Annotated in this window: 26 protein-coding genes; 14 read left to right on the top strand and 12 right to left on the bottom strand. The window is 65.0% G+C overall.

The window, feature by feature from the left end; genetic code table 11:
• Nucleotides 1-4 precede the first annotated feature (4 nt).
• The 3 genes from QCE88_RS30220 to QCE88_RS30210 all read left to right on the top strand — a co-directional run bounded on the left by QCE88_RS30220 (nt 5) and on the right by QCE88_RS30210 (nt 2,486).
• Nucleotides 5-376 (top strand): response regulator, encoded by a 372-nt coding sequence (locus tag QCE88_RS30220; RefSeq protein WP_309908710.1) that lies wholly within the window; start codon nt 5-7, stop codon nt 374-376.
• A gap of 75 nt (nt 377-451) precedes the next feature.
• A complete protein-coding gene (locus QCE88_RS30215; protein ID WP_309908709.1) occupies nt 452-811 on the top strand; it encodes a response regulator in 360 nt (119 codons plus the stop codon).
• Nucleotides 812-881: 70 nt separating this feature from the next.
• Nucleotides 882-2,486: an ATP-binding protein gene (locus QCE88_RS30210; RefSeq protein ID WP_309908707.1), complete on the top strand. Its 1,605-nt coding sequence runs from the start codon at nt 882-884 to the stop codon at nt 2,484-2,486.
• A 17-nt stretch (nt 2,487-2,503) separates the two neighbouring features.
• Here the strand turns inward: QCE88_RS30210 and QCE88_RS30205 are convergent, their stop codons facing one another.
• The 4 genes from QCE88_RS30205 to QCE88_RS30190 are packed head-to-tail and all read right to left on the bottom strand — an operon-like array spanning nt 2,504 to nt 5,420.
• The gene (locus tag QCE88_RS30205; protein WP_309908706.1) at nt 2,504-3,622 is read right to left on the bottom strand and encodes an NADH:flavin oxidoreductase/NADH oxidase; all 1,119 of its coding nucleotides are present in this window, start codon (nt 3,620-3,622) and stop codon (nt 2,504-2,506) included.
• Nucleotides 3,623-3,658: 36 nt separating this feature from the next.
• Nucleotides 3,659-4,159, bottom strand: a complete 501-nt coding sequence (locus QCE88_RS30200) for a lactoylglutathione lyase family protein (RefSeq protein ID WP_309908704.1) — start codon at nt 4,157-4,159, stop codon at nt 3,659-3,661.
• 53 nt (nt 4,160-4,212) lie between these two features.
• A complete protein-coding gene (locus QCE88_RS30195) occupies nt 4,213-4,902 on the bottom strand; it encodes a type 1 glutamine amidotransferase domain-containing protein (RefSeq protein ID WP_309908702.1) in 690 nt (229 codons plus the stop codon).
• Nucleotides 4,899-5,420: an SRPBCC domain-containing protein gene (locus QCE88_RS30190; RefSeq protein ID WP_309908701.1), complete on the bottom strand. Its 522-nt coding sequence runs from the start codon at nt 5,418-5,420 to the stop codon at nt 4,899-4,901. The genes QCE88_RS30195 and QCE88_RS30190 overlap by 4 nt, the downstream gene beginning before the upstream one ends.
• An 85-nt stretch (nt 5,421-5,505) precedes the next feature.
• Here QCE88_RS30190 and QCE88_RS30185 point away from each other — a divergent pair, with 85 nt between their 5' ends.
• Nucleotides 5,506-6,414: a LysR family transcriptional regulator gene (locus QCE88_RS30185; protein WP_309908699.1), complete on the top strand. Its 909-nt coding sequence runs from the start codon at nt 5,506-5,508 to the stop codon at nt 6,412-6,414.
• 4 nt (nt 6,415-6,418) lie between these two features.
• Here the strand turns inward: QCE88_RS30185 and QCE88_RS30180 are convergent, their stop codons facing one another.
• Nucleotides 6,419-7,561: an L-dopachrome tautomerase-related protein gene (locus QCE88_RS30180; protein WP_309908698.1), complete on the bottom strand. Its 1,143-nt coding sequence runs from the start codon at nt 7,559-7,561 to the stop codon at nt 6,419-6,421.
• Nucleotides 7,562-7,668: 107 nt separating this feature from the next.
• Between QCE88_RS30180 and QCE88_RS30175 the strand changes: the two genes are divergently transcribed.
• Nucleotides 7,669-8,391 (top strand): hypothetical protein, encoded by a 723-nt coding sequence (locus QCE88_RS30175; protein WP_309908697.1) that lies wholly within the window; start codon nt 7,669-7,671, stop codon nt 8,389-8,391.
• A gap of 74 nt (nt 8,392-8,465) precedes the next feature.
• Nucleotides 8,466-9,407: a hypothetical protein gene (locus QCE88_RS30170; RefSeq protein WP_309908695.1), complete on the top strand. Its 942-nt coding sequence runs from the start codon at nt 8,466-8,468 to the stop codon at nt 9,405-9,407.
• A gap of 7 nt (nt 9,408-9,414) precedes the next feature.
• Here QCE88_RS30170 and QCE88_RS30165 read toward each other — a convergent pair whose 3' ends face one another.
• The 4 genes from QCE88_RS30165 to QCE88_RS30150 all read right to left on the bottom strand — a co-directional run bounded on the left by QCE88_RS30165 (nt 9,415) and on the right by QCE88_RS30150 (nt 14,275).
• Complete coding sequence (locus QCE88_RS30165) at nt 9,415-10,362, bottom strand: ABC transporter substrate-binding protein (RefSeq protein WP_309908693.1); 948 nt, start codon at nt 10,360-10,362, stop codon at nt 9,415-9,417.
• A gap of 82 nt (nt 10,363-10,444) precedes the next feature.
• Complete coding sequence (locus QCE88_RS30160) at nt 10,445-11,476, bottom strand: ABC transporter permease subunit (protein ID WP_309908692.1); 1,032 nt, start codon at nt 11,474-11,476, stop codon at nt 10,445-10,447.
• Nucleotides 11,477-11,499: 23 nt separating this feature from the next.
• On the bottom strand, nt 11,500-13,044 hold the full coding sequence (locus QCE88_RS30155) for a sugar ABC transporter ATP-binding protein (RefSeq protein ID WP_309908691.1): 1,545 nt from the start codon (nt 13,042-13,044) through the stop codon (nt 11,500-11,502).
• A complete protein-coding gene (locus QCE88_RS30150) occupies nt 13,034-14,275 on the bottom strand; it encodes an ROK family transcriptional regulator (protein ID WP_309908690.1) in 1,242 nt (413 codons plus the stop codon). The genes QCE88_RS30155 and QCE88_RS30150 overlap by 11 nt, the downstream gene beginning before the upstream one ends.
• A gap of 319 nt (nt 14,276-14,594) precedes the next feature.
• Between QCE88_RS30150 and QCE88_RS30145 the strand changes: the two genes are divergently transcribed.
• The 4 genes from QCE88_RS30145 (at nt 14,595) to QCE88_RS30130 (ending at nt 17,579) form a co-directional block, all read left to right on the top strand.
• Complete coding sequence (locus QCE88_RS30145) at nt 14,595-15,101, top strand: GAF domain-containing protein (RefSeq protein WP_309908821.1); 507 nt, start codon at nt 14,595-14,597, stop codon at nt 15,099-15,101.
• Between the two features lie 14 nt (nt 15,102-15,115).
• Complete coding sequence (locus tag QCE88_RS30140) at nt 15,116-15,520, top strand: DUF302 domain-containing protein (protein ID WP_309908688.1); 405 nt, start codon at nt 15,116-15,118, stop codon at nt 15,518-15,520.
• 91 nt (nt 15,521-15,611) lie between these two features.
• Nucleotides 15,612-16,595 carry a substrate-binding domain-containing protein gene (locus QCE88_RS30135; protein WP_309908686.1) on the top strand — a complete coding sequence of 328 codons (984 nt, stop codon included), beginning with the start codon at nt 15,612-15,614 and terminating at the stop codon, nt 16,593-16,595.
• Between the two features lie 465 nt (nt 16,596-17,060).
• A complete protein-coding gene (locus QCE88_RS30130; RefSeq protein ID WP_309908684.1) occupies nt 17,061-17,579 on the top strand; it encodes a hypothetical protein in 519 nt (172 codons plus the stop codon).
• Here QCE88_RS30130 and QCE88_RS30125 read toward each other — a convergent pair.
• On the bottom strand, nt 17,521-18,708 hold the full coding sequence (locus QCE88_RS30125) for a fumarylacetoacetate hydrolase family protein (RefSeq protein WP_309908683.1): 1,188 nt from the start codon (nt 18,706-18,708) through the stop codon (nt 17,521-17,523). The two genes, QCE88_RS30130 and QCE88_RS30125, sit on opposite strands and share 59 nt — an antisense overlap.
• Nucleotides 18,709-18,832: 124 nt before the next feature.
• Here QCE88_RS30125 and QCE88_RS30120 point away from each other — a divergent pair, with 124 nt between their 5' ends.
• A complete protein-coding gene (locus QCE88_RS30120; RefSeq protein WP_309908681.1) occupies nt 18,833-19,579 on the top strand; it encodes an IclR family transcriptional regulator in 747 nt (248 codons plus the stop codon).
• 22 nt (nt 19,580-19,601) lie between these two features.
• Here the strand turns inward: QCE88_RS30120 and QCE88_RS30115 are convergent, their stop codons facing one another.
• A complete protein-coding gene (locus tag QCE88_RS30115; protein ID WP_309908679.1) occupies nt 19,602-20,066 on the bottom strand; it encodes a universal stress protein in 465 nt (154 codons plus the stop codon).
• A gap of 362 nt (nt 20,067-20,428) precedes the next feature.
• On the opposite strand from QCE88_RS30115, the gene QCE88_RS30110 reads away from it, so the two are divergent.
• The 3 genes from QCE88_RS30110 to QCE88_RS30100 are packed head-to-tail and all read left to right on the top strand — an operon-like array spanning nt 20,429 to nt 24,771.
• Complete coding sequence (locus QCE88_RS30110) at nt 20,429-21,628, top strand: HlyD family efflux transporter periplasmic adaptor subunit (protein ID WP_309908677.1); 1,200 nt, start codon at nt 20,429-20,431, stop codon at nt 21,626-21,628.
• A 4-nt stretch (nt 21,629-21,632) separates the two neighbouring features.
• Nucleotides 21,633-23,219 (top strand): DHA2 family efflux MFS transporter permease subunit, encoded by a 1,587-nt coding sequence (locus tag QCE88_RS30105; protein ID WP_309908675.1) that lies wholly within the window; start codon nt 21,633-21,635, stop codon nt 23,217-23,219.
• 1 nt (nt 23,220) lies between these two features.
• Nucleotides 23,221-24,771 (top strand): efflux transporter outer membrane subunit, encoded by a 1,551-nt coding sequence (locus QCE88_RS30100; protein ID WP_309908673.1) that lies wholly within the window; start codon nt 23,221-23,223, stop codon nt 24,769-24,771.
• Here the strand turns inward: QCE88_RS30100 and QCE88_RS30095 are convergent.
• Nucleotides 24,768-25,007, bottom strand: a complete 240-nt coding sequence (locus QCE88_RS30095) for a hypothetical protein (RefSeq protein ID WP_309908670.1) — start codon at nt 25,005-25,007, stop codon at nt 24,768-24,770. The two genes, QCE88_RS30100 and QCE88_RS30095, sit on opposite strands and share 4 nt — an antisense overlap.
• Nucleotides 25,008-25,110 lie beyond the last annotated feature (103 nt).

The raw sequence follows: 25,110 nt of genomic DNA, 5'->3' as shown, positions 1-25,110 counted from the left end.
CTGCATGACTACTCTGGTCGTCGTCGATGACGAATCCCTGGTTACCGATTCCCTGACATTTCTCCTGCAAGACGAGGGATATACGGTTCACGCCGCGCCCAACGGAAAAGAGGCGCTGAGCCTGATCGCGCGTGTCCGCCCGGCGCTCGTCGTGACCGATTTCATGATGCCCGTCATGTCGGGCCTGGAGCTTGCGAGGGCGCTTCAGGAAAGCGGACCGTCGATGCCCATCATTCTGTGCAGCGCGGTGCCGCACGCGATCCCGCCGGACGAGGTTCACCGGTTCGCCGTCCTGTTGCGCAAGCCGTGCGCGCCGGCTGACCTGATCGAAGCGGTTGCGCGGTACGTTCAGATTCAGGGCGGAGCAACGCATTGATGCCGAGCCGAAGCACAGGAAACCAGTCCGGACGCCGACAGGCAGGGTGGCACCTATCGTCGCTGTGAGCGCCAAATGACGCGTATCCTTCTCGTTGATGATGAGCCGGACTTGCTCGAAGCGTGGAGTTTCGCGCTGGAGCATGTCGGTTACGAGGTCGAACGCGCGAACGGTGCGCAGGAAGCGTTGCGCGCGCTGCAACGCCGGCTTCCCGATCTGGTCATCACCGACCTGATGATGCCCGGCATGAGCGGCGAGGAACTGAGCCGCGCGCTGCGAGAACACCCTGAATGGATGCATATTCCGATCGTGCTGCACACGTCGGCTCATGTCGACGCGCCCGCCGGCAAGGCGCTGTGGAACGCGGTCTTGCGCAAGCCCGCGCGCATGGAAGACTTCCTGGCGACTGTCGCCAGACTTGCGGAAGGTGGCTGACCATGCACCGCTTCGAACGCAGCGCTCACCGTATCGCTCACCGCAGCGCTCACGACAGGCGAAGCCTCTGATGGATCAGGCTACGCGAAAGGACGGTTCGGGCCTCTGGGCGGCGGCGGAAGAATTGCGCATCTTTGAACGGCTGCTCGATCCCTACCTGATCCTGGATTCCGACGGCGCGCTCGTCAGTGCGAACGCTGCATGGCGGGCGCTGTTCGCTTCTCCTGAAGGCGCGGCGGCGCCGGACGCGCTGCTGACCGAGCAACGCCGCAACTGCGAGCATCTGATCGTCAATGTCGCGGCCAATCTGCGCGCCGGGCAGCGGCGGTCGTCGCCGGTGTTCCGTCTCGACGGCGGCCAATCCACCGATGAAACACCGGGAGCGCGTCATTGGCAGATCTTCGCGCAGCGGGTTCCGGCTACTCAAGACCTTCCGTCCCATGTCGTCCTGCGCTTCGAGGACGTAACCGCCCGCACGCTGGCCGGAGAGGGTGAGCGGCGTGAGAAGGCGCAGATGCGGTCGAATGCGCGCCTGCGGAAAATTCTCGTGCAGGAGACGCAGAAGCAGCTTGCGGATCAGCTCGGTCATTTCGAGGAGGCGCTGGCGTTCGCGGGCGTCGGCGCATGGGAACTCGACCTGATGGCCGGCACGGTGAAGTGCAGTGAACGATGCCGGCGCGACCTGGGCCGGGATCAGGCCGACGAACTCACGCACGCGTCCTTCCTCGGCGACACCACCGAGCAGTTCGCGGCCCACTGGCGCCTGCTTCAGTCCGGACAGCCTTTCGAATTCGAGCGCCTCGTGCAGACGCAGACGGGTCATCGCTGGGTGCTGATACGCGGCATGGCGCGTTTCGATGGCGACGTCACCGTGCGCTCGGTGGCGGGCTTCACGCTCGACATCACGGGGCGCAAGGAGCGGGAGATCGAAGCGCATGCCGTCGCCGGCGAGGAGCGCTCGGGGCGCGAGCGGAGCGAGGCGCTGGCGGCCACGATGGACCGCTTCATCGCGGCGGTGAGCCACGAACTGCGCTCGCCGCTGAATGCCATCGTGTCGTGGGCCGAGTTGCTGCAACTCGTCGCGGATCCGAATCACGTCGCCAAGGCCGGCGATGCCATTCGCCGCAACGGGCGGCAGTTGTCGAGAATGGTCGACGACCTGCTCGACAGCGGCGCTGTCGTGACCGGGAAGCTCTCGGCAAATCTCAAGCCGGTCGATATCGGTCCGCTCGTCGCGATCGTGGTCGAGGACATGCGCAAGCTTGCCGCACACAAGGGGCTGCAACTCGATATCGCGGAACTCGGCTCCTGCATCGTCATGGCCGATGAGAACCGTCTTGGACAGGTCGTGTCGAACCTGCTGACCAACGCAGTCAAGTTCACCGATGCCGGCAGCATCACCGTCTCGATGCAGGTCCTGGACGATCACGTCAGCATCCAGGTGCGCGACACGGGGCGCGGCATCGAGCCGGAAGCCCTGCCGCGTATCTTTGAGCGCTTCGAGCAGATTGCGCCGCGCACCAGCGGACGCGTCGGTGGACTGGGACTGGGGCTGTGGCTCGCCAGACAGATCGTCGATCTGCATGGCGGCATGCTCGATGGAGCGAGCGACGGCGCAGGCCTCGGTTCGACCTTCACCGTCCGGCTGCCGCTGATGCAGCCCGGCGGCGAATGACAATCAGGCCGTAGGCCTTACTCCACCGGCTCGCCGTTCTGCGGACCCGGATAACGCGCCAGCCAGTAGGCGTACTGCTCCGGCAACAGCGTCGACGACTTCGCCACTTGCAATTCACGCGCCGCGCGGAACGGGTAATGCGGATCGGCGAGATGCGCGCGGCCCATCATCGCGAGATCGAGTTGCGACGCTTCGATCGCGCGATTCGCCTCGACCGGTTCGTCCATGCCCCACGCGGTGGCGACGGCAATGCCTGCGCCATCGCGCACGCGCGCCGCGATGGGCGCCATGAAACCCGACGACCACGGCACACTGGCCTGCATCGTCGAAAAGCCCATGCTCACGTTGAGCAGATCGAGCCCGTCCTGTTTCATCCGGCTGACCAGATCGATGGCTTCGGCCAGCGTCTCCTCGTCGCGCCCATCGAATTCGATGACGCCGAAGCGCGCCGTCAGCGGCAGACGCTCGGGCCAGACTTCGCGCACCGCGTTCAGCGTTTCGATCAGGAAGCGGCCGCGCCCTTGCGCGTCGCCGCCGTATCGATCCGTGCGCTGATTGGCATGAACCGAAAAGAAGCTCTGTGCGAGATAGCCGTGCGCGAAGTGCAGTTCGAGCCATTCGAAACCGGCGTCGCGCGCACGCACGGCGGCGGCGACGAAGTCCGCCTTGACGCGGGCGATGTCGTCGAGCGTCATCTCGGTGGGCACCTTGTCGAGCTTGCCGCCGAACGCGATGGCCGACGGCGAGAGCGTTTGCCAGCCGCGCGCATCGCTGTTCGGAATGTGATCGTCGCCGTCCCACGGACGATTGGCGCTGCCCTTCCATCCCGCATGACCGATCTGGATGCCCGGCACCGCGCCGGCGCGCTTGATGGACGCCGCGATGCGCGCCATGCCTTGCGCCTGCGTATCGTTCCACAGGCCCGTGCAGGCGGGCGTGATGCGTCCTTCGGGCGAGACGGCGGTCGCCTCGACGATCACGAGGCCCGCGCCGCCGCGCGCGAGACCCGCGTAATGCACGTCGTGCCACTCGGTAGTGACGCCTTCGACGGCGCTGTACTGGCACATCGGCGGCACGGCGACGCGGTTGCGCAGCGTGATGTCCTTGATCGAGAAGGGGCTGAAAAGCGCTGCCATCGATACCTCGTTAATAGTGCTGCGGTTGCGGGCCGATCAGTGATAGGCGCCGGCGGAGTAGGTCAGTTCATAGCTGTGGCTATAGATCTCGAGAATGTTGCCGAACGGATCTTCCATATAGACCATGCGATAAGGCTTCTCGCCCGGAAAGTATTCGCGCACCGGCATGCGCTGCTTGCCGCCCGCCGCCACGATCTTCGCCGCCAGGCCTTCCACGTCCGGGTCCTGCACGCAGAAATGGAATACGCCGGTCTTCCAGTATTCGAAGTTGTTGTCGGGCTTCTGCGCGTTGCGGAACTGGAAGATCTCGACGCCGATGCGGTCACCCGTCGAAAGATGCGCGATGCGGAACGAGCCCCAGCCCGCGCCGAAGACATCGGTGCACATCACGCCGATGGCGCTTTCATCTTCGCTGATCGTGGTCGGTGGCATGATGAGATACCAGCCCATGACTTCGGTGTAGAACTTGACGGCGGCATCGAGGTCGGTGACCGAGAGGCCGATATGCGAGAACGCGCGCGGATAAGGCGTGGGCATGGTGCGGTTTTCCTGGCTGAATGAATGGCGGGATAGGCCGGGCGATGCAGACTTCACGCGATGGCTTGCAACGTGAGCCGCGCAGCTTCTTCCGACGATGCCGGGTTCTGCCCCGTCACGAGCCTGCCGTCGCGGATGGCATGCGGCTGGAAATCCGCAGCGCTGACGTACTGCGCGCCGAGTGAGCGCAGGCGGTCTTCGAGCAGGAAGGGAACGGCGTGCGTGAGCCCGGCTGCTTCTTCCTCGCTGTTGCTGAAGCCCGTGACATTGCGCGCCGCGACGAGCGGCTGGCCGTTGGCGTCCTTCACGTTGACGAGACCTGCCGGGCCATGGCAAACCGCGGCGAGAACCTTGTTCTGCGACCACGCGTCCGACAGCAGGCGGGCGAGCGTTGCACTCGCCGGCAAGTCCCACATCGTGCCGTGACCGCCGGGCAGGAAGATGGCCGAGTAATGCGTGATGTCCATATCGTCGATCTTCATGGACGTTTCGACCTGCTTCATCGCGTGCGCATCGTTCCTGAAGCGGCGGACGCTGGCCGGCTGTTCCGCCTCCGCGTCGATCGAATGCGGATCGAACGGCACCGCGCCGCCCGCAATCGACGCGATGTCGACCTGCACGCCTGCATCGACGAACGCGTAGTAGGGCGTGGATAGTTCCTCGAACCAGACGCCCGTGGCGCGGCCGCCGTCGCCCATCGTCGCGTGCGAGGTCACGATCATCAGGATTGTCGCGGTGCTCATTGCGTGCCTCCCTTGCTCGCGCGCGCCGCCGCGACCATGCCGTCCAGCCAGTCCTGATGGCCGTTGATCATCGGGTTCGGACGTGTGCTCGCCAGCTGCTTCGCCGGCGCGCCGTTCTGCGTTTCCTGCGTCAGAATCCGCACGCGCCCGCCAGGAAGATCCTCCAGCAGCCACGCGTGATGCACGTCGAGGCGTGAAGCGGCATCGCCTTCTACCCAGCCGTGCCATGCCACGCGCGCCGCTTGCCCCGGCGCGGGCGGCACATGTTCGGTCACTTCCGCCTCGACCGGAAAGCCGAAGGTCGTGAAGCGAAAACGCGCGCCAGGAACGAGGCGCGGCCCGTTGCCGTCATGAAAACGGATCTCGGACGCGTTGCTGTAGTACGTCGGCCAATGCGTCGTGTCATCGAGCATCGGCCAGACGTCGGCGACGCTGAGATCCGCGACGATGATCTCGTTCGAAGCGAAGTTATCGGAGAAGCCGGGCACGTAGCCCTCAGGCCAGTGGATGGATTGCATGGTGTTTCACAGGAGAAAGTTGACCATGCAAATGATGCGGGCCGTGCTGAAATAAATCCAATTACATGTCATGATTTCAGTCATCATGCAATCTGATATCAGAAACATCGACCTGAATCTGCTGCGCGCGCTGGATGCGCTGCTGGACGAGCGCAACGTCACGAAAGCCGCGCGCAGGCTGGCGCTGACGCAGCCGGCAGTGAGCGGCATGCTCACACGGCTTCGCGAAAGTTTTGGCGACCCGCTGTTCGTGCGAACGCAGCGCGGCATCGTGCCGACCGAACGGGCACTGGAACTCGCCGTGCCGCTCAAGCAGGTGTTGAGCGATATCGAAACGATCTTCCGCGCGCCCGCCTTCGATCCGGCGAGCGCCGACATGACGCTCACCCTCGCCGCCACCGACTACGCGTTGCAAGTGGTGATCGTGCCGTTCATGGAGCGGTTGCGGGAATGCGCGCCCGGCGTGCGCATCGCGGTGGTGCCGGTGCGCAACCAGCTATTGCAGACCCAGTTCGAACGCGGCGATCTCGACCTCGCGCTCGTCACGCCGGATACGACGCCACCGGAGTTGCACGCCCGCCGGTTGTTCGACGAGAGCTATGTCTGCGTGATGCGCGAGGGTCATCCGGATGCGCACAGTGGCACGCTGTCGCTGGATCGCTTCTGCGCGCTTGATCACGCGCTGGTGTCATACAACGGCGGCGCGTTCAGCGGCGCTACGGACCAGGCGCTGGAACGTCTGGGACGCGCGCGTCGCGTCGCGTTGTCGGTGACGAGCTTTCTCGTGCTGCCGCGCATCCTCCAGCGCAGCGACCTGATCGCGGTTGTGCCGCGCCGTTTGGTGCAACCGGGCGACGGACTCGTGATCGTCGATGCGCCCGTCGACGTGGACGGCTTCACGAAAACCATGGCGTGGCACGAACGCACACATCATTCGCTGGCGCATCGATGGATGCGGGACATGCTGTTCGACGTCTGCTCCGCGCTGGATTGACGCGTCAGGCGCCTGTCACCGGGCCGCCGAGCGCGATGCCGTCGAAGTGCTCGGGCAGCGCAATCGAATAGATCACGTAGGGCGTCTGCTGGTGCGCGGCATTGGTTACGATCGGCTGCTTGACGGGGATATACAGATGCCGGTCATGGCTGATGAACGAGCCGTCCGGACGGACGAGCGTCGGGTCGGATGCCAGCACCGCCGTGCGGCCCTGTGGCGACAGCACGGTGATGTGATGCGTGACCGTCTCCGAGAAGTAGACGTTGCCCGCCGAGTCCATGCAGCAGCCGCCGGAAAAGCGGTTGTCGAAGACATGCTCGACGCGTGCGGCCAGTTGCGCGTCGGACAGGGTCGCATCGTTCAGGAAGCGTGTCTCGATCCGGACCAGCGGTCCGGTCGGCGCGGCCCAGTAGAGCCACTTGCCATCGGACGTGATCTCGATCATGTCGCTGTTCGGCGGATGGAAGGTCTTGCCGCCCTTGACGTGCGCGAGGATCGACGGAATCTCGGTCAGCGAGGCCTTCACGTGCGGATCGCCGGACAACCTGCGCACGGTCTTGCCGGTCGCCCTGTCATGCACGATGATCCCGCCCAGGCCCGAGTCGGTCAGATAGATCGTCGAGCCATGGAAGCGCAGGTCGTTCAGTTGCGCGCCCGGCGGCAGAATCGTGTCGTCGAAACGCAGCACATCGAGTACCTTGCCCGATTGCGCGTCGAGCCGGACTACTTTCTGCGCGGCGTGGTCGAGCGCTTCATTGACGTGCGGAAAGGCATCCGGGCTGAGCGAACCCTGATCCACGCACCACACGGTATCGTCCGCGAAGATATGCACCGAGTTCAGATAGACGAAGGCGTCGCGGCCGTCGTCGCCTGGCTGCCAGTCGTTCCATGCGTTCCCCGGAAAAGGGACGAGCCGGCCGTCAGGCTCGCGCCGCGCAAGCGATGGCGTAGGCGTGTCGCGCGCGTAACGCGGCAGGCCGAGGAACAACCAGTTCGAGCGTGTCAGTGCGACCTGGTTGGCCATCCACGGCGATCTCACCGCTACGTTCAGCGTCAGCGGCGCTTCCTGCGCGTGCACGCGGGGCGCCGCGAGACACGCGCCTGTTGCGGCCATCAGCGACAGGAATGCGCGTCGGTTCAACTGCATCGATGTCCCTCGGGTTCGGTTGCGAAAGCGCGTCATTCTACGGGTGCGCGCCTTGCGACTGCATGTCGAACCGTGGCTGTGTTCCCCAACCTTCCTGACGTCCACCCATGCGCGATTTGAACTTCAGTTCCTGGCAAACCCTTCTTTCGACGCTTTTCACACTGGCTGTCGTCACGCTGATCGGCGTCGGTGTCCGCTTGCTGCTGATGCAGACGGTCCAGCAGCGCCGTGAGCGCGCCAACCGGCAGATCAACGAACGGCTGCGTACGCTGATCGCCGCGTACAAGACGCTGGGAGGATCGTTCACCGGCAATCTTGCCGTCGATCCGACCCATCTCAAGGATCTCAGGCGCGCTTCGATGGCCGTGCCGCCCGCCGTCGATGACGCCCTTGCCGCGCTGGATGTTTCCAACGCAGCACGCGATCCTCATGATCCGGGCAAGACGGAACGGTCGCGGCGCATACGCGACTCGGTGGAGGCCGCGCTGGCTGACATCATTCTGCTCGGCACGGAAGAACAGGTGCGCCTGGCCGCCCATGCCGCGACCGAGATGGTGCAGGGGCGGCCGATTCATACCGCCGAACTCGTGATCTCGCTGCGCGATTTCATCCGCAACGCGCTCGATCTCGATGCAGTGCCGGTGACCGTCCGCATTCCGGCACAAGGTCCGGCGCGGCCGTCCGCAGCCAAAGGCAAGCAGGGCGAGGGGCAGGGAGGCAAGGGCGAGAGCGGCGGAGGCGGTGGAGCGGGGCTGGGAGGCGGAGGCGGCGGCATGCCCGGCAGCCATCATGCGGACGACACGGACCCGCATCATCCGCAAAACAATTGAAAGGCGCGGCGATCAGGGCTTGGCGGGCCTGCGCATGTTGCAGCGGGCCACTATCATCTGAGTCGGAGGAAAGGATGAACGTCAACCCGATGGGAGGCACCGCGATGAACCGGCAGCTGATAACAGCGTTTGCTACCACGATGCTTCTGACGGCCTGCGCATCGGTCGCGCCGGTCTCGACGGCGCAGAAAGTGCCGTTGACGGGCACGCCGAACGGCGTCGCCGTGCGCGATTCGGACGGCGCGGTGTTCGTCACCGATGACGACAGCAACGGCATCCTGATGACGCAGCACCTCGGCGAAGCAGATGCGGCGTTCTCGCCCTACGCGCGCCTGCCGGCGGTGAATGGTGGGCGCGCGGGCCTGAGCCAGATCGCGTTTGCGCCGAACGGACATCTGCTGGTGGAGCGCTTCGGCTTCGGTTCGTCGAGCGCCGTGTTCGATGTCGCGCCGAGCGGTCAGGTCACACTCGCGTCCGACACGAATGCCGCGCGGCGTCGTCTGGGTTTGCTGGTGCTCGATGGCGGCACGTTCCTGTCGAGCTGGTTCTCGAAGGAAGGCGATGCGCCCGCCACGGGCGGCGTGAGCATCATCACGCGCGGCGCGGCGCCGCGGCAGGTGATCGAGCAGGATATCGTCACGGGCCTGAAGAAGCCGGTCGGGCTTGCGATGGCCGGCGACACGCTCTATATCAGCGATCAGGCCGCGAACCGCATCTACCGCGTGGACTTGCCGGCGGCGCGCACGGCCGATGCGCCGCTTGTCGCCAGTGATGTCTTCGCGACCGTCGACGCCCCCGATCTGCTGGCCGCGACGCCCGACGGCACGCTCTACACGAAATGCGGCGCGCACGCCGTATGCAGTTTCTCGAAGCGCGGCCGTCCGACTGTCCTTGCCAACGATCTGGACGCGCCGCGCGGAGTCGCCGTGGACGTGGCGCGCAAGCGGCTGGTGGCGGTGGATCGCTCGACCTCGACCAGCCAGCCGAGCGCTCTCCGCGTACTGCCGCTCAGGTAACCACCGCTCAGCGCGGCGACGACCAGCCCTTGTAGTTGCCCACGTTCTCGCGCGTGATGAGCGTGGAGGGCATCAGGATCATCGTGCTGCTGGGCTTCTTGCCGTTCATCAGGTCGTAGCCGACGCTCACGGCCTGCTGCGCCATCGACCACGGGTCCTGGCTCGCGGACGCCTGCACCATGGTGTCGGACTTGAGCGCGGACTCGATATCAGGCGCGCCGTCCACCGACGTAATCACGATATTGTTGCGATGCAATTGCTTCGCCGCGAGGTCCGTGCCGATGGCTTGCGGATCGTTGATCGCGAATACGCCGTCGAGTTTCGGGAAGCGCGTCAGATAACCTTGCATCGCGTTCATGCCGCCTTCGCGCGAGCCCTTCGCGTCCTGGTCGTCGGACAGGACCTTGATGCCCGGGTTCTTCGCGAGCACGCTCTTGCAGCCGTTCACCCGGTCGATCACCGCCGAGACCTGCGGCCCGTTCTCGATCACCACGCTGCCCTTGCCGTTCAGCTTCTTCGCGAGGAAATCGCACGCGAGTTCACCGGCCTGCACGTTGTTGGTCTGCACGGTGGCATCGGCGCCGGCGGCCGCGACGTCCACCGCGACCACGACGATACCCGCCGCCTTCGCCTTCTTCACAGCCGGCTCGATTGCCTTCGGATCGACGGCGTTGATGAGGATCATGTCCACATGTGCCGAGATGAAATTGTCGATCTGCGTGAACTGCTTGTTCATGTCGTAATCCGCCGACACGGCCGTTATCTTCGCGTTCGGATTGATGGCCTTGGCCTTCGCTTCCGCGCCTTTTGAAATCGTCACGAAGTACGGGTTGCCGAGCGAGCCGACGGTGACGCCGATCGATTTGAGCGGCTTGTCGGCGGCGTGGGCCGAGATCGACAGGCCGAGTCCCAGGGCGAGTGCGACGCCGGCGAACAGCGGGTTGTGCTTGCGCATGTTGTTGTCTCCAGGTTGGTCCGTTCGTGTTTGAGTCGGGCGCAAGCGGACCCTGCAAGCGCCCGAATGGAGGATGAGTCGATCAGGTGCGGGCCGAACCGCGCTGGCGATAACGGTCGAGCGCCACGGCGCCGATGATCACGAGGCCCTTGATGATGTACTGCCAGATGTCCGAGACGCCGAGCAGCACGAGACCGTTCGAGAGCACCGCGATGATGAGCGCGCCCACCAGCGTGCCGACAATCGAGCCGACACCGCCGACAAAGCTCGTGCCGCCGAGAATGACAGCGGCGATGGCATCGAGTTCATACGACTGGCCGAGTTGCAGGCCGTTGGCGGCGTACAGTCGCGCCGCCGACATCACCGCGCCGAGCCCCGCCAGCAGGCCGGAGATCGCGTAGACGAACAGCTCGATGCCCCACACCTTGATGCCCGACAGCCGCGCTGCTTCCGGATTGCCGCCGACCGAATAGATACGCAGGCCGAGTACGGTGCGTCGCAGGATGAACCACGAGATGGCCACCACGGCCAGCGCGATGATGACGAGCCAGGGCACGCCGAACAGCGAATCGTTGCCGATGAACGCGAACGACAGTTGCGGATTGAAGATGGTCGTATCGTGTCCGATGAGCCGCGCGATGCCGCGCACCGCTGTCAGCGAGCCGAGCGTCACGATGAACGGCGGCAGTTTGAGCAGCGCGATCAGCAGCCCGTTGACGACGCCGAAACCCAGCCCGACCGCGAGCGCCGCCGGAATGCCGAGCCAGCCCAGGCCCGGCAGGTTCGATGCAAGCAGCGCAGTGACAGCGGCCGCCGAGAGGACCGAACCCACCGACAAGTCGATCCCGCCCGTCAGGATCACGAAGGTCATGCCGGCCGCGAGCACGATGTTGATGGACGCCTGCTGCGTGACGATCGACAGGTTCTGGAGGCTGAAGAAGCCGTCCGTCACAATGCCGAAGCCGATGCACAGCAGGATCAGCACCGGCAGCATGCCCGCTGTTCGCATCAGCACCTGCATGCGTTCCTTGTGCTCGATGCGCGTCTGCCGTTCTGCCGGATTGTCGGTCTTTGAAGCCGGCGCGGTGTCGTGGGGTTTCGTCGTGTTAGCCATGTCTCTCTCCAGTCCAGATAGGCTCAAGCCGCCTGGCCGAGCGCGGCCTTCGAGCCGGTCGCCAGTTCGATGATGCTTTCCTGTGAAATCGGCTTGCCGGAATGGCCGCCGAGTTCGCCTGCAATCTCGCCTTCGCGCATCACGAGCACGCGATCCGCGACGCCGATCACTTCCGGCAGTTCGCTCGAAATCACGATGATCCCGACGCCCGAACGCGCCAGGTCGTTGATGATCCGGTAGATCTCCGACTTCGCGCCGATATCCACGCCGCGCGTCGGTTCGTCGAGGATCAGGACTTCGGGCTTCGTTTCCAGCAGGCGCGACAGCAGCACCTTCTGCTGGTTGCCGCCCGACAGCGCGCCCACGTTCACGCGCATGTTCGGCACGCGGATCGTCAGCGCGGCGATGGCGTCCTTCGCGCGCGAGTTGCCGCGCGGCAGGTCCATCACGCCCATCCTCGCGTCGCGCCCGGCAATCGTGATGTTGATGTTGTCGCGCACGCTCATGTCGAGGAACAGGCCCTGATGCTTGCGGTCCTCGGTGAGATAGACGAGACCGGCGTCGATCGCGTCGCGCGGCGTGCGCAGCTTCAGCGGCTTGCCGTGCATCGTCACGTCGCCGCGCACGGCCGGCTCCGCGCCGAAGATCAACCGCGCGAACTCGGTGCGGCCCGCGCCGACCAGCCCCGCGATGCCCAGCACTTCGCCCGCGTGAAGATCGAGACTGCAACCGCGCACGCGCTTGCCATCGGCGAGATCGCGCACTGACAGCACCACGTTGCCCGGATCGTAGGCCGCGTGTTCCTTCTTGTAGAAGCCCGAGATATCGCGTCCCACCATCATCTTCACGAGACTTTCGGCGGACAGTTCCTCGCGCATCAGCGTGCCGACATAGGCGCCGTCGCGCAGCACCGACACGCGGTCGGAGAGTTCATAGATCTCCGCCATCCGGTGACTGATGTAGATGATCGCGATGCCTTCCTTGCGCAGCTGGCGCACGAGCTCGAACAGGCGGTCGGTTTCGCGCGAGGATAGCGGCGTGGTCGGTTCGTCCATCACGAGAATGCGCGCCTGCGCATGCACGGCGCGCGCGATCTCGACCAGCTGACGCTCCGCAATCGACAGATCGCCCACCAGCGTATGCGGCCTGAAGTTGGCGCCGAGCCGCGTGAGCACGTCGGCGCAGCCGCGCTCCATGCCCGCGCGATCCACCAGCCGGCCGCGCCGCAGCTCGCGCCCCGCGTAGATGTTCTCGGCGACCGAGAGATTCGGCGCGAGGCTCAGTTCCTGATAGATCACCGCGACGCCGAGCGAGCGCGCGGCAAGCGGGCCGTCGATGGTGACGGGCGCGCCGTCGACCAGGATCTGGCCGCCTGCATCGGCCTGATAGGCGCCGGACAGGATCTTCATCAGCGTGGACTTGCCCGCGCCGTTTTCGCCCATCAGCGAATGCACTTCGCCGGGATAGACCGAGAGCCGCACATCGTTCAGCGCGCGGACGCCGGGGAAAGTCTTGCTGATGCCGCGCATCTCGAGAAGCGGCGGCCGGCTGGATACGTCATGCGGCATGGTTCACCTCTTGCGGTTTGATGCCCGCGTGGCGGATCGCCGCGCGCGGTGAGAAGTTGAAGAACAGCGGCAGCGTGGCCGCGCCGATCGCACCCGCATCCGGGCCGAAGGTGCCGCGCACGAGCGTCGGGGTGCCGCGCGCTTCGGGCGCGTTGGCGGCGAGCGTCGCGGCCAGGCGCGCGACGAGCTTGTCGAGCAGGCCGCCGTCGATGTCGGAATCGATCACGACCATCGGCACGTCGAGCACGCACAGCGTGGCGCGCAGCGCGGGCGCGAGCGCTTCGATGCAGTCGTCGATCCATTCGTCGACGGCCGGCAGATCACGCTCGATGCACGACTGGAGATCGACGCGGTTGTCAGCCGCCGCGCCGCAATAGCTGAGATGACGCACCAGCGCATTCAGCGACGCGCGCGACAGCAGGATGTCCCACTGCCCGGCCGGTTGCGGCGCGGACGGCAGGCGGCTCGGCGGCACCGGAATCACGCCGATGTCGCCCGCATTGCCCGAGGCGCCGCGCAGGCAGTCGCCATGAATCGCGATGCCGCCGCCGATCGCCGAGCCGAGGAACAGATAGACGAAATCGTCGCAGCGGCGGCCGTGGCCGTAGAACAGTTCGGCGGTGGCGGCGGCGTTGCCGTCGTTCTCGCTGAACACGGGCAAGCCGAGCGCGCGGCCGAGTTCGTCGGCGAAGTCGATTTCGTCCCAGGCGCGGAAGGTGTCGGCCGGCAGTGTGAGTTCCCGCAGCCAGCTGCCGAGGTTGAACGGCTGCGCGACGCCGATGCCCGTCAGACGCTCGCGCTCGGCCTCGCTCAACAGCGCAAGCATCTTGGCGACGTCGCGCTGCACGATCTTCAGCACGGTGGACGGATGCGGCAGCACGGAATCGAGCGCGCTGCGGGCGAGCACGTCGCCGGCGAAATTGACGAGCACCGTCTCGATGCCCGTGCGATCCAGCCGCACGCCAATCCCGAACGCGCCGCGCGGATCGAGCCGCAGCAGCGACGCCGGCTGGCCGCGCTGGCCTTCGAGACGGCGTCCCGTGTATTCGATCAGCCCGGACTGCTGGAGCGAATCGACGATGCTGCCGACCGCCGTGCTGGTGAGGTTCGCGTGCCGGGCGAGGTCGGCCTTCGACGCGGGTTCGGTGCGCCTGAGCGCCTGCAGCAGCAGGCGCTCGTTGTACCGGCGCACGTTCGCGGAGTTGCTTCCTTTGCCGCTCGGGGATTTCACGCGATGTCTCCGTCAAAGGGCCATCTCGGCGTGGCCATTAATTAAATCAAGTTGGTTGATTTAATGCCGGCGACGAAACGAAGTAAAGGAGGGAAATCCCGGACACGGTTTTAAGCACTCGTTACAGTTGCGTCGTAGACAGCGACATCCGGCGGGTTTAACACTAGGCGATGCGCTCGCGCACTGCCAAGCCAGACGGTGCTTCCTTGCGATGAGCTTTCCGGTGTCGAAAGCGTGACGCGAAGCGTTGTGCTATCGTCGGCGACACTTTTTCGATGTCGCGGACGCGCTCGCGCTGCGGCCCAACTTCCTCGCCATCATGTTCTCGATCTCCCCGTCCAGTCACGCCAGCAAGGCCGCCCAATACGACGACCTGCTTCAGCAAGCCCGCGCACTCATCAGCGACGAACCGGACTTCATCGCCAACGCGGCGAACTTTTCGTCGCTGCTTTATCACTCGCTGCCGGAGTTGAACTGGGCCGGCTTCTATCTGTTCGACGGCACGGAACTCGTCGTCGGGCCGTTTCAGGGCAAGCCGGCGTGCGTGCGCATTGCGCTCGGACGCGGCGTGTGCGGCACGGCGGCGGAGCAGCGCCGGACGCAGGTCGTGCCGGACGTCCACGCGTTTCCCGGCCATATCGCGTGCGATGCGGCGTCGCGTTCCGAAATCGTCGTGCCCTTGATTGCCACCGATGGCACGCTGATCGGCGTATGGGATGTCGATAGTCCCGTGCCCAACCGTTTCGACGACGAAGACGCGCTCGGCATGGAAGCGCTGTGTACGGCCTTTGTCTCGTTGGCCTGGACGAAGCGCGCGGCGCGCTGAACTTCGGAGGCTTCATGTCGATGCCCGATGCAAGCGCCGGAAACGGCGTCATGACGATTGCGAGCGCACACGGCGCGCTCGCCACTGCCGACAAGCTCGAAGCATTGATCCGCGCGCGCGGGCTGATGCTGTTCGCGCGCATCGACTTCAGCGGCGACGCCGCGCGCGCCGGCCTCACGATGCCGCCGAGCCAGTTGCTCGTGTTCGGCAATCCACAGGCCGGCACGCCGTTGATGCAGGCCGTGCCCACGGCCGCGCTCGATCTGCCGCTGAAGGTGCTGGCCTGGGAAGACGCACAGGGCGGCGCGTGGCTTTCCTGGAACGCGACCGACTATCTCCGCGCGCGTCATGGGCTCGATGAAGGCCTGATGCAGCCCGTCAGCGGCCTGCCCGCGCTCGTGGAGGCGGCGGCGCGCTGAGTCGAAAGTCCGGCGTCGCTGCGGGACTTGGCCTGAGTGCGAACCGCTGCGTCTACAATGAGGCGATCCATCGGCCTCATTCTTTCATTCCATGACGAGCCTTGTCCGCCGCCGCCTGCTCGCCGCCTGCGCCCTGAGTGCATGCGGTCTGACGCGTGGATGGAACGCGTACGCCGCGACCGACAAGGCGACCATTGCGCTGGTGATGAAGTCGCTGGAAGACCCGTTCGTCATGTCGATGATCGAAGGCGCGAAGAACTACCAGCGCCACTTCGCCGCGCAACTCACGCTCGACACGCGCGGCACGGACACGGACAACGACGTCGCCGGGCAGATCCGCATCGTCGAGTCGCTGATCGATGCGAGGGCGAATGCCATCGTCATCGCGCCGGCGGATTCACGCGCGTTGCTGCCGGTGACGGCGAGGGCCATTGCCGCGGGCATCATCGTGATCGCGATCGACAATCCCTTCGATGAACGCGCGCAGGAAGAAGCGAAACTCGTGATTCCGTTTGTCGGGCCGGATAGCCGGCGCGGGGCGAAGCTCGTCGGCACGTATCTCGCCTCGAAGCTGAAGGCGGGCGATGAAGTCGCGATCATCGAAGGCCCCGCGAACGACCGCAATTCGCAGCAGCGTTCGGCCGGTTTCAAGGACGCGATGAACGCGGCGGGTATGCGGGTGAGCGCCATCGACGGCGGCGACTGGAACGCCGCAAGCGGCAAGGTCGCAGCGCTGCAGATTCTGTCGGGGCATCCGATGGTGCGTGGTTTGATGTGCGCCAACGACAACATCGCGATGGGCGCGATCGATGCACTGCGCATCGCGGGCAAGAGGGGCCGGGTGCTTGTCACGGGCTACAACAACATCGAAGCTGTACAGCCGATGCTCGAGGACGGCCGCTTGCTCGCCACCGTCGAACAGTTCGGGGCGAGACAGGCGGTATTTGGTGTCGATGTCGCGGTGAAAGCGCTGCTCGAAAAACGCAGGCAGCGGGATCTTTCGCCTTATATGGAGACGCCCGTGCAACTCGTCACCAAAGGGCAGCCGAAGGGGTTTCGGCTGGGGGCGTCGTGAGGTGTTTAAGAGTAGTCGGGTAGCGCGTGTGGCCGCGTCCGCGTAATGTCTCGATGAATTCATCGGGAAGACTGTCATGGCGATACTACACGCGCACAATCACCGGCAAAGGCGGCACGCCCGCGATGCCTGGACACCGATCCCGCCTGAGTCGGTTTCACTCCACGTAAGATTTGCGCTCAGAGAGGCCATGCGCCAAGAAGGAGTGGCTGAGGCAGACTATGGCGATCTGCTCTGGATTCTCGCTCAGGAGTCCAGCGGTATTGTGAACAACCGCAACGTTAGTTCATCAGCGAGGGCTTATTTCAGCTGCTGCGTGCGCAGTACGAGTTGAATCCGCATGGCGAGAGATCGTTCGGCAATGCCGTCGAAGAATGCCAAGGTGGAATACGCTATATCTATGGTCGCTATCATTCCGCGAAAGCCGCGCGGGACTTCTGGCAAAGCCACCATTGGTATTGAAGCATGAGTAAGAATCTCGCGGCTTGGGTTCTCTTCCTGTTCGTTGCAAGCAACTGCCGCGCCGAGCCTGTCGCGCCGGTTTTCGCAGACTATCCAACGGTGGTCGAACCGCCATCTCGACCGATCAAACCCAAACTGAACGCTAGTCAGAGCCGCCGCTACGCAACGCAGATCAACACAGCCGCCACGGGCAAGATCAACTTCGCGGGCCGCTTCGTCCTTGCGGAATGGGGCTGCGGCGCGGCGTGTGTCATGGCTGCGGCCATCGATTCGAACACGGGTAAGGTCGTGATGCTGCCCTTCACCGTGTCCGACTGGCCACTGAATATCACCGAGCCTCTCGCCTACCGAAAGGACAGTGCGCTGCTGATCGTGCATGGCAGCCGGAACGAGCAGGGGCAGGGTACCTACTACTATCGTTTCGACGGCTCAGCTTTTACACCCGTCAAGAAACCAGACCTCCTCAACCCCCCGCCGCACCCATCAACCCCCGCGCGGCAAGACTCTGGTACAGCGCCCTGACGCCGAACGTCCACGGTTCGATTTCCGTCGAAAGCCTGACCGTATTCACCAGCGCACCGAGACTCGGCGTCGAGATGGTCACCACATCGCCGAGATGATGCGTGAAGCCGCCGCCTTGCGCGTCGCGGTCCTTGATTGGCGAGAACATCGTGCCGAGGAACAGCATGAAGCCATCCGGATACTGATGGTGCGCGCCATGCGTCTGCGTCACGAGGTCCGCCGGATCGCGGCTGATCTCGCTCATGTGGCTCACGCCTTCGAGCACGAAGCCATCGTCCGCGCCTTCGATGCGCAACGACACGCTCGTCTGCCGCACCGAATCGAGCGTGAAGCGGCCGTCGAACAGGCGCACGAACGGACCAATCGCGCACGACGCATTGTTGTCCTTCGCCTTGCCGAGCAACAATGCGCTGCGGCCTTCGATGTCACGCAGATTCACATCGTTGCCAAGCGCCGCGCCGACGATCTCGCCGCGCGCATTCACGGCCAACACGATTTCCGGCTCGGGATTGTTCCATTGCGATGTCGGATACAGCCCGACCTCCGCCGCGAAACCGACTGACGACATCGGCTGCGATTTCGAAAACACTTCCGCGTCAGGCCCGATGCCGACTTCCATGTACTGTGACCACGCGCCGCGACGTTCGAGTTCGGCTTTCAGCTTCGCCGCCCCTTCCGAGCCGGGCTTGATCTTCGAGAGATCGGCGCCGATCAGCGTATTGATGGTGTCGCGCACTTCCTGCGCCTTGCTGGCGTCGCCACCCGCGTGCTCCTCGATGACGCGTTCCAGCAGACTCACCGCGAAGGTCACGCCGCATGCCTTCACGGCCTGCACGTCGCACGGGGCAAGCAGCCGCAGGCCGCCCGGCGTGGCGTCGAGCGTCGCTTGCAGCAGGTCCTGCACATTGCCGAGATGCTCGCCTTCCGCATGCCGCGCAATCTCGATCATCTCGGGGTGATCGAAGAGATCGGCGGTGGTCGGCGCGGCGCGCGTGATGTCGAACACTTCGCCCTGACGCACCGCCACGACGCTCGGACCGTTCACGGGCGCGGGACGCCAGACGCGGCCGATCAGCACGGCATCGGCGAAATCTTCGGGCAGGCAGGAGGTCACGGTGACGGTTTGCATGGCGTGGGTAGCGGGCAGAAAAAGGAAAGCCGATCGTAGCTCGCACAACCCCAAAGTGTCCATTGGGTTGATTGTTTATCCAACCTGTTGGACTATGTGTGCTCTGAATCTGCTGCATGGCCCCATGGAAAAGACCTACGACGTACCCGCATTGCGCCGCGCGAGCGACATTCTCGAAGCCCTTGCGGCGGCTGCAAAGCCAGTGCGCGCCGCGATGCTCGCGGAACGGACGGGGCTGTCGCGCAGCACGCTCTATCTGATGCTGGAAACGCTCGCGCGCATGCAATGGATCGAAAAACGTGACGATGGCTATGTGATCGGCGTCGGTCTGTTCGAGCTCGGCAATGCCTACGTCCGCCATGACACGTTGCAGGCGGCGTTCCGCGAGGGCGCGGCCGCGTTCATCCACCAGCACAACGAGGTCGTGCAGCTCGCCGTCCTCGACGGCATCCATGTCGTGTATGTGGCGCGCGAGGATGCGCATCGGCCGGTGCGGCTCGTGTCGGATCCCGGTTCGCGCCTGCCCGCGCATTGCTGCGCGCTCGGCAAGGCACTGCTGGCCGGACTGTCGGATGAAGCCGTCATCGAGCGCCTGCCCGAGCGGCTCGAAGCCGTCACGCCGCGCACCATCACGCGGCGCGCGGCCTTACTCCGCGAACTCGCCGCCATCCGCACCAGCGGTCTTGCCGTGGAACGCGAGGAAGTCGCGGAAGGACTCGCATGCTTCGCCGCCTATGTCGGGATGACGCCGGCCGGCAAGCGCATCGCCGTGTCGACGAGCGTGCCTATCGGCCGGCTCGATCCGAAGCGCGAACGGCGGATCTGCATCGGCATCGTGCAACTCGCGACGCAACTGCGCGGGACACTTTGACGCGCTTGCATCGCTTGCCCCGCTAGATCGCGCTCTCCGCGTGCGTCTGCAGATGTGACGCGATCAGCACGTTGCACTTCACGTGCGCACAGACGACGTCGCGCAGCCGCTGGTCGCCATGGCTCCAGCCGATGTCCGCTTCGCCGCCGAGCACGATCAGGTCCGCGCCCAGTTCCGTCGATGCCTTCGCGATCGTCTCGCCCAGGTTCGCGTTGAGCGGCAAGGTGAGCGTGAACGCGCTGCCTTCGATGCCCGCCTCGTTGATCCGCCGCATGCAATGCCGCGCGACGGCGCGGGCGTGCTGGTCGATGACATCGAGTGTTTCCGCCGTGCTGCAGTCCGCGGTCACGACGGCCCACCACGGGGTTTGATCGACGACGTGCATCGCGGTGAGACGCGCGTTGGATTCGCGTGCGCAGTGGATCGCGGCGGTAAGGGCGGTGTCGCTGAGGCTGGTGCCGACGGCCACGAGAATGTGCTTGTACATGGTGCATCTCCTGTCGAGTACAGGCGCCATCCTGTGCCACGAGACTTAGAGCGAAATGAGCGCCCACGCCGCGCCGCCGCTGAAAGTTTTACTTACGAGCTTAAAAACTGCCGCGCCTATCCCATTCGGGGAAGCAGAACAATATCGTGCCAAGCCGCACGCACGTTCGCTGCGCGCCGGATCGAACCGCTTTCGCGCGGCAAGGGAACGGCACTTGCTCAACGACACCGCCACGGATGACTGGCCTGGGTAGTCCTGTGCCCGGCGGTCATCGACGTGATTGCACGCGCAGGTCCACCCAGCGGTTCCACCCGGCGTCCGTCCGGGATTCAGCGCCGAGTTACGACACCGAGTGAGCGGCAATGCCAGATTCAGACGATACCCAGAACCCAGCACGCAGCGGCGCGCAGGCCGACGCCACCGGCGAGGCCAAGCCACGCCTGAAAGCCAAGTCGAATAGCAAGGACGGCGACGGCGAGAACAACGGCAAGGAAGAAAACGGCAAGGAAGAAAATGGCCGCAAGAAGCCCGGCAAGAAGCCGCTGATCATTCTCGGCGTCGCCGTGGTGGTGCTGGCGATTGGCGCATTCATCTGGTGGTTCATGACGCGCAACCAGCAGAGCACCGACGACGCCTACACCGATGGCGACGCCGTCACCATCGCGCCGAAGGTGTCGGGCTATGTCGTGGCGATGAACATCGACGATAACCAGTTCGTCCACAAGGGCGATCTGCTCATCAAGATCGATCCGCGCGACTATCAGGCGCAACTCGATCAGGCTAACGCTTCGCTGGGCCTCGCTCAAGCGCAACTGCACGCACAGGAAACCCAGCTTGAAGTCGCGCGCGTGCAATACCCGGCGCAACTCGCGCAGGCGCAGGCTCAGGAACAGACGGCCCGCGCCAATCTCGCGCAGGCGAGCGCCGCATACGACCGCCAGAAAACAGTCGATGTCCGCGCGACCTCGCAGCAGAACATCGACACGGCCACGGCCCAGCAAAAGAGCGCGCAGGCGAACGTCGCGCAGGCGAGAGCGCAGGTGCGCACCGCCGCGCTCGTGCCGCAGCAGATCGCGACCGTGATTGCCGCCGTGGAAGAAAGACGCCAGCAGGTGCGGCAGGCGGAAGCGCAGGTCGAGTCCGCGCAACTGAATCTCTCGTACACGGAACTGCGCGCCCCGTCCGATGGCTGGATCACGAGGCGCAACGTGCAGTACGGCACCTTCCTCCAGGCGGGCACGTCGATCTTCACGCTCGTCACGACGCGTTTCTGGGTGACGGCCAACTTCAAGGAGTCGCAGCTGGATCGCATGCATCCCGGCGACAAGGTCGATATCGAAGTCGACGCGTATCCGGACATGAAGCTGCACGGCCACGTGGACAGCGTGCAGCTCGGCAGCGGCTCGCGTTTCTCGGCGTTCCCCGCCGAGAACGCCACGGGCAACTTCGTGAAGATCGTGCAGCGCGTGCCGGTGAAGATCATCATCGACGATGGCCTGAAGCCGGGCGCACCCTTGCCGCTCGGCCTCTCCGTGGTGCCGACCGTGATGCTCAGGCATTGACGCCATGAGCGATACCACCGCAGAACACGACCACAGCGGCTGGAAGCCCCGGTCGAATCCATGGCTGATTGCCGTCGTCGTCACGCTCGCGGCGTTCATGGAAGTGCTCGACACGACCATCGTCAACGTCGCGCTGCCGCACATCTCGGGCACGATGTCGGCGAGCTACGACGAATCCACCTGGACCCTCACGTCCTATCTCGTTGCGAACGGCATCGTGCTGCCGCTCTCCGCCTATTTCTCGAAGATCCTCGGGCGCAAGCGCTATTTCCTGATCTGCATCGGCGCGTTCACCGTGTGCTCGCTGATGTGCGGCATCGCCACCAACCTGGGCGAGCTGATCGTCTTCCGGATCCTGCAAGGCTTCTTCGGCGGCGGCCTGCAGCCGAGCCAGCAATCGATCATTCTCGACACCTTCCCACCCGAACAGCGCGGCCGCGCGTTTTCGATCTCGGCGGTCGCGATCGTCGTCGCGCCGGTGCTCGGGCCGACGCTCGGCGGCTGGATCACGGACAACTTCACGTGGCGCTGGGTCTTCCTCATCAACGTGCCGGTGGGCGTGCTGACCACCTTCGCAGTCATGCAGTTCGTCGAGGATCCGCCGTGGGAGAAGCGCCAGGATCCGAAGAAAGTGGGCATCGACGCGGTTGGCATCAGTCTGATCGCGCTGGGTCTCGGCTGCCTGCAAGTGTTTCTCGATCGCGGCGAAGACGACGACTGGTTCTCATCGCCGTTCATCGTGACGTTCGCGGTGCTCGCGGCGGTGGGGATTATCGGCGCGACCCTCTGGTTGCTGTACGCAAAAAAGCCCGTGGTCGACCTGCGCGTGATGAAGGACCGCAACTTCGCGCTGGGCTCGGCGGCGATCTTCGGCTTCGCGTCCGTGCTGTACGGCAGCGCTGTGCTGATACCGCAGCTCGCGCAACAGCAGCTCGGCTATACCGCGACGCTCGCAGGCCTCGTGCTCTCGCCCGGGGCGATCTGCATCGTGTTCCTGATTCCGATCGTGAGCAAGCTGATGAACGTGATCCAGACGCGTTTTCTCGTCGCGTTCGGCTTTTTCCTGATGGGCTGCGCGTTGCTTTACTCGCATCATCTCGTGCCCAACATCGACTATGTCACGCTGACCAAGATGCGCAGCGCGCAATCGATCGGTATCGGCTTCCTGTTCGTGCCGGTGACGACGCTCGCCTATCTCTCGCTGCCCAAGTCGCTCAACAACGACGCCTCCGCGCTGTTCACGATGTTCCGCAACGTGGCGGGGTCGATCGGGATATCGCTTGCTACGGCGGCGATCCGCGAGCGCACGCAGGCCAACATGGCGCATATGGTCGAACACATGACGCCGTTGAATCAGCCGTATACCGACTCGGTGAATCGCATCGCCCGCACGCTGATGGATGCAGGACAGTCGATGTCGCAGGCCATGACCGCCGCCACCGGACAGATGTACAAGACGCTCGTTTCGCAGGCGACCATCCTCGCCTATCTCGATGTATTCCTCGCGTGCGCGATCTTCTCGTTCATGTTCATTCCGTTGTCGTTGTTCTTTTCGCCGGTCAAGGCGTCCGGTCAGGCGGGAGGACACTGACATGAAGCCGCGTCTCCTCATCCTTTTGCCGGCGCTGTTGCTGGGCGCATGCGCCGTCGGTCCTGATTTCAAGGCGCCGACCGCCGATGCCCCCGCCAACTGGAACGACATGCAGCGCGCGCAGAACGCGCCGAACGATCCACGCGTGCCGCATGCGGATGCGCCTTCGGTGGCGCAAACGTCGGCCGATCCCGATCCGCTCTGGTGGAAGCAGTTTCACGATCCGATGCTCGACTCGCTGATCGAACGCGCGGTCGCGGGCAATCTCGACTTGCAGGCCGCGGTGCTGCGCATCGCAGAGGCGCGCGAACAGTCGATTGCGGCGGGCGCGGCGGGTCTGCCGCAGATCGGCGCGAACGCGAGTGTCAAGCGCGAGCAACTCGGCGTGAAGGGCTTCCTGGAATCGCAGGGCGTCTACGACCAGATCAACCAGATCGGCGGCGCCAACGGCGCACAGATCCGCCAGGGCCTCGACTCGGCGACACAGCCCACCACGCTCTATCAATACGGCTTCGATGCGTCGTGGGAACTGGACTTGTTCGGGCGCGTGCGGCGCTCGGTGGAATCCGCCGATGCGCAGACGCAGGCGCAGATCGAAAGCCGCAACGACGCGCTAGTGTCGCTCGAGTCCGAAGTGGCGCGCACCTACGCGCAATTGCGCGGCGCGCAGGCGATCAAGCAGATCACGCTGGCCGAGATCGACGCCGAGGAGCAGATCCTCGATCTCACGCGCGAGCAGGCGCGCGTCGGGCTGACGAGCCAGCAGGACGTGCAGAGCGCGAGCGCCCAGGTCGGCACGCTTCAGGCACAACTGCCGACGCTCGATGCCCAGATCGCGCAGGCCATGAACGGCCTCGCCGTGCTGAGCGGCAGTCCGCCCGGCACACTCGACGCCGAACTCGCCGATGCCACCGGCAGCGCGGTCGTGCCGCCGGTGCCGCCTGCCGTGCCGGTCGGCTTGCCGTCGACGCTCGCGCGGCGGCGTCCGGACATCCGCCGCGCCGAGGCGCAGTTGCACGCGGCGACGGCGGAAGTGGGCGTCGCGGTGGCGCAGTTGTATCCGGATATCTCCCTGACCGGGCAGGTGGGCATGCGGGCCTCGAAGGCCAATTACCTGGCCCACTGGTCGAGCCTGTTCTGGTCGGTGGGGCCGAGCATCTCGCTGCCGATCTTCGAAGGCGGCCAGTTGCGCGCGAACGTGCGAGTCGCCAAGGCCGAAGCGGGCGCGGCGGCGCTGCAATACCGGCAGACGGTGCTGAGCGCATTGCAGGACGTCGATAACGCACTGGTCAACTATCGCACCGAGCAGGACCGGCGCGCGGCGCTGGTACGCACGGTCGAGGCCAACCGCATCAGCCTGCAACTCGCGACCGACAGCTATCGCAAGGGGCTGACGGCGTTCGTGACCGTGCTCGATGCCGAGCGCCAGCTCGCCCAGACGCGCGAGCAACTGGCGCAATCGACGGTTAACGTGACGACGAATCTCATCGCCGTGTACAAGTCGCTTGGCGGCGGCTGGCAGGAGGACGCCGCCGCCACCGCACAGAACTAGCGCCTGCGCTTCTTCCAGTCGTAGCCGGCGGGCGGGTCGGCCGCGCCCGGCTTGCCCACCGACTGCGGATTCTCGCTGCACAGCGTGATGAAGCTCAGGTCATCGCCATCGGCCTGGCGCTTTCTCAGCGTTTCGGCATAGCGCAACGCCTCGGCGAGCGAAGCGGGATCGAAACGCCGGAAGCGCGCCGTGCCTTCGGCATCCGGATTGCCGTCAAGCCAGTAGACGACGAACATCGACACTCCTCACGTTGTGGGACGCACGGCCGCACGGTTCCGGCGAACTCGCGCGAGCCTGATGCAAAAGCTGCACGAAGTGCGTGCATCGGCGCGCGGGGCC

The sequence above is a fragment of the Caballeronia sp. LZ035 genome, assembly GCF_031451175.1.
Lineage (GTDB): Bacteria > Pseudomonadota > Gammaproteobacteria > Burkholderiales > Burkholderiaceae > Caballeronia.
The sequence above is the reverse complement of the archived record's forward strand: the minus strand, read 5'-3'. Positions and strand labels throughout refer to the sequence as shown.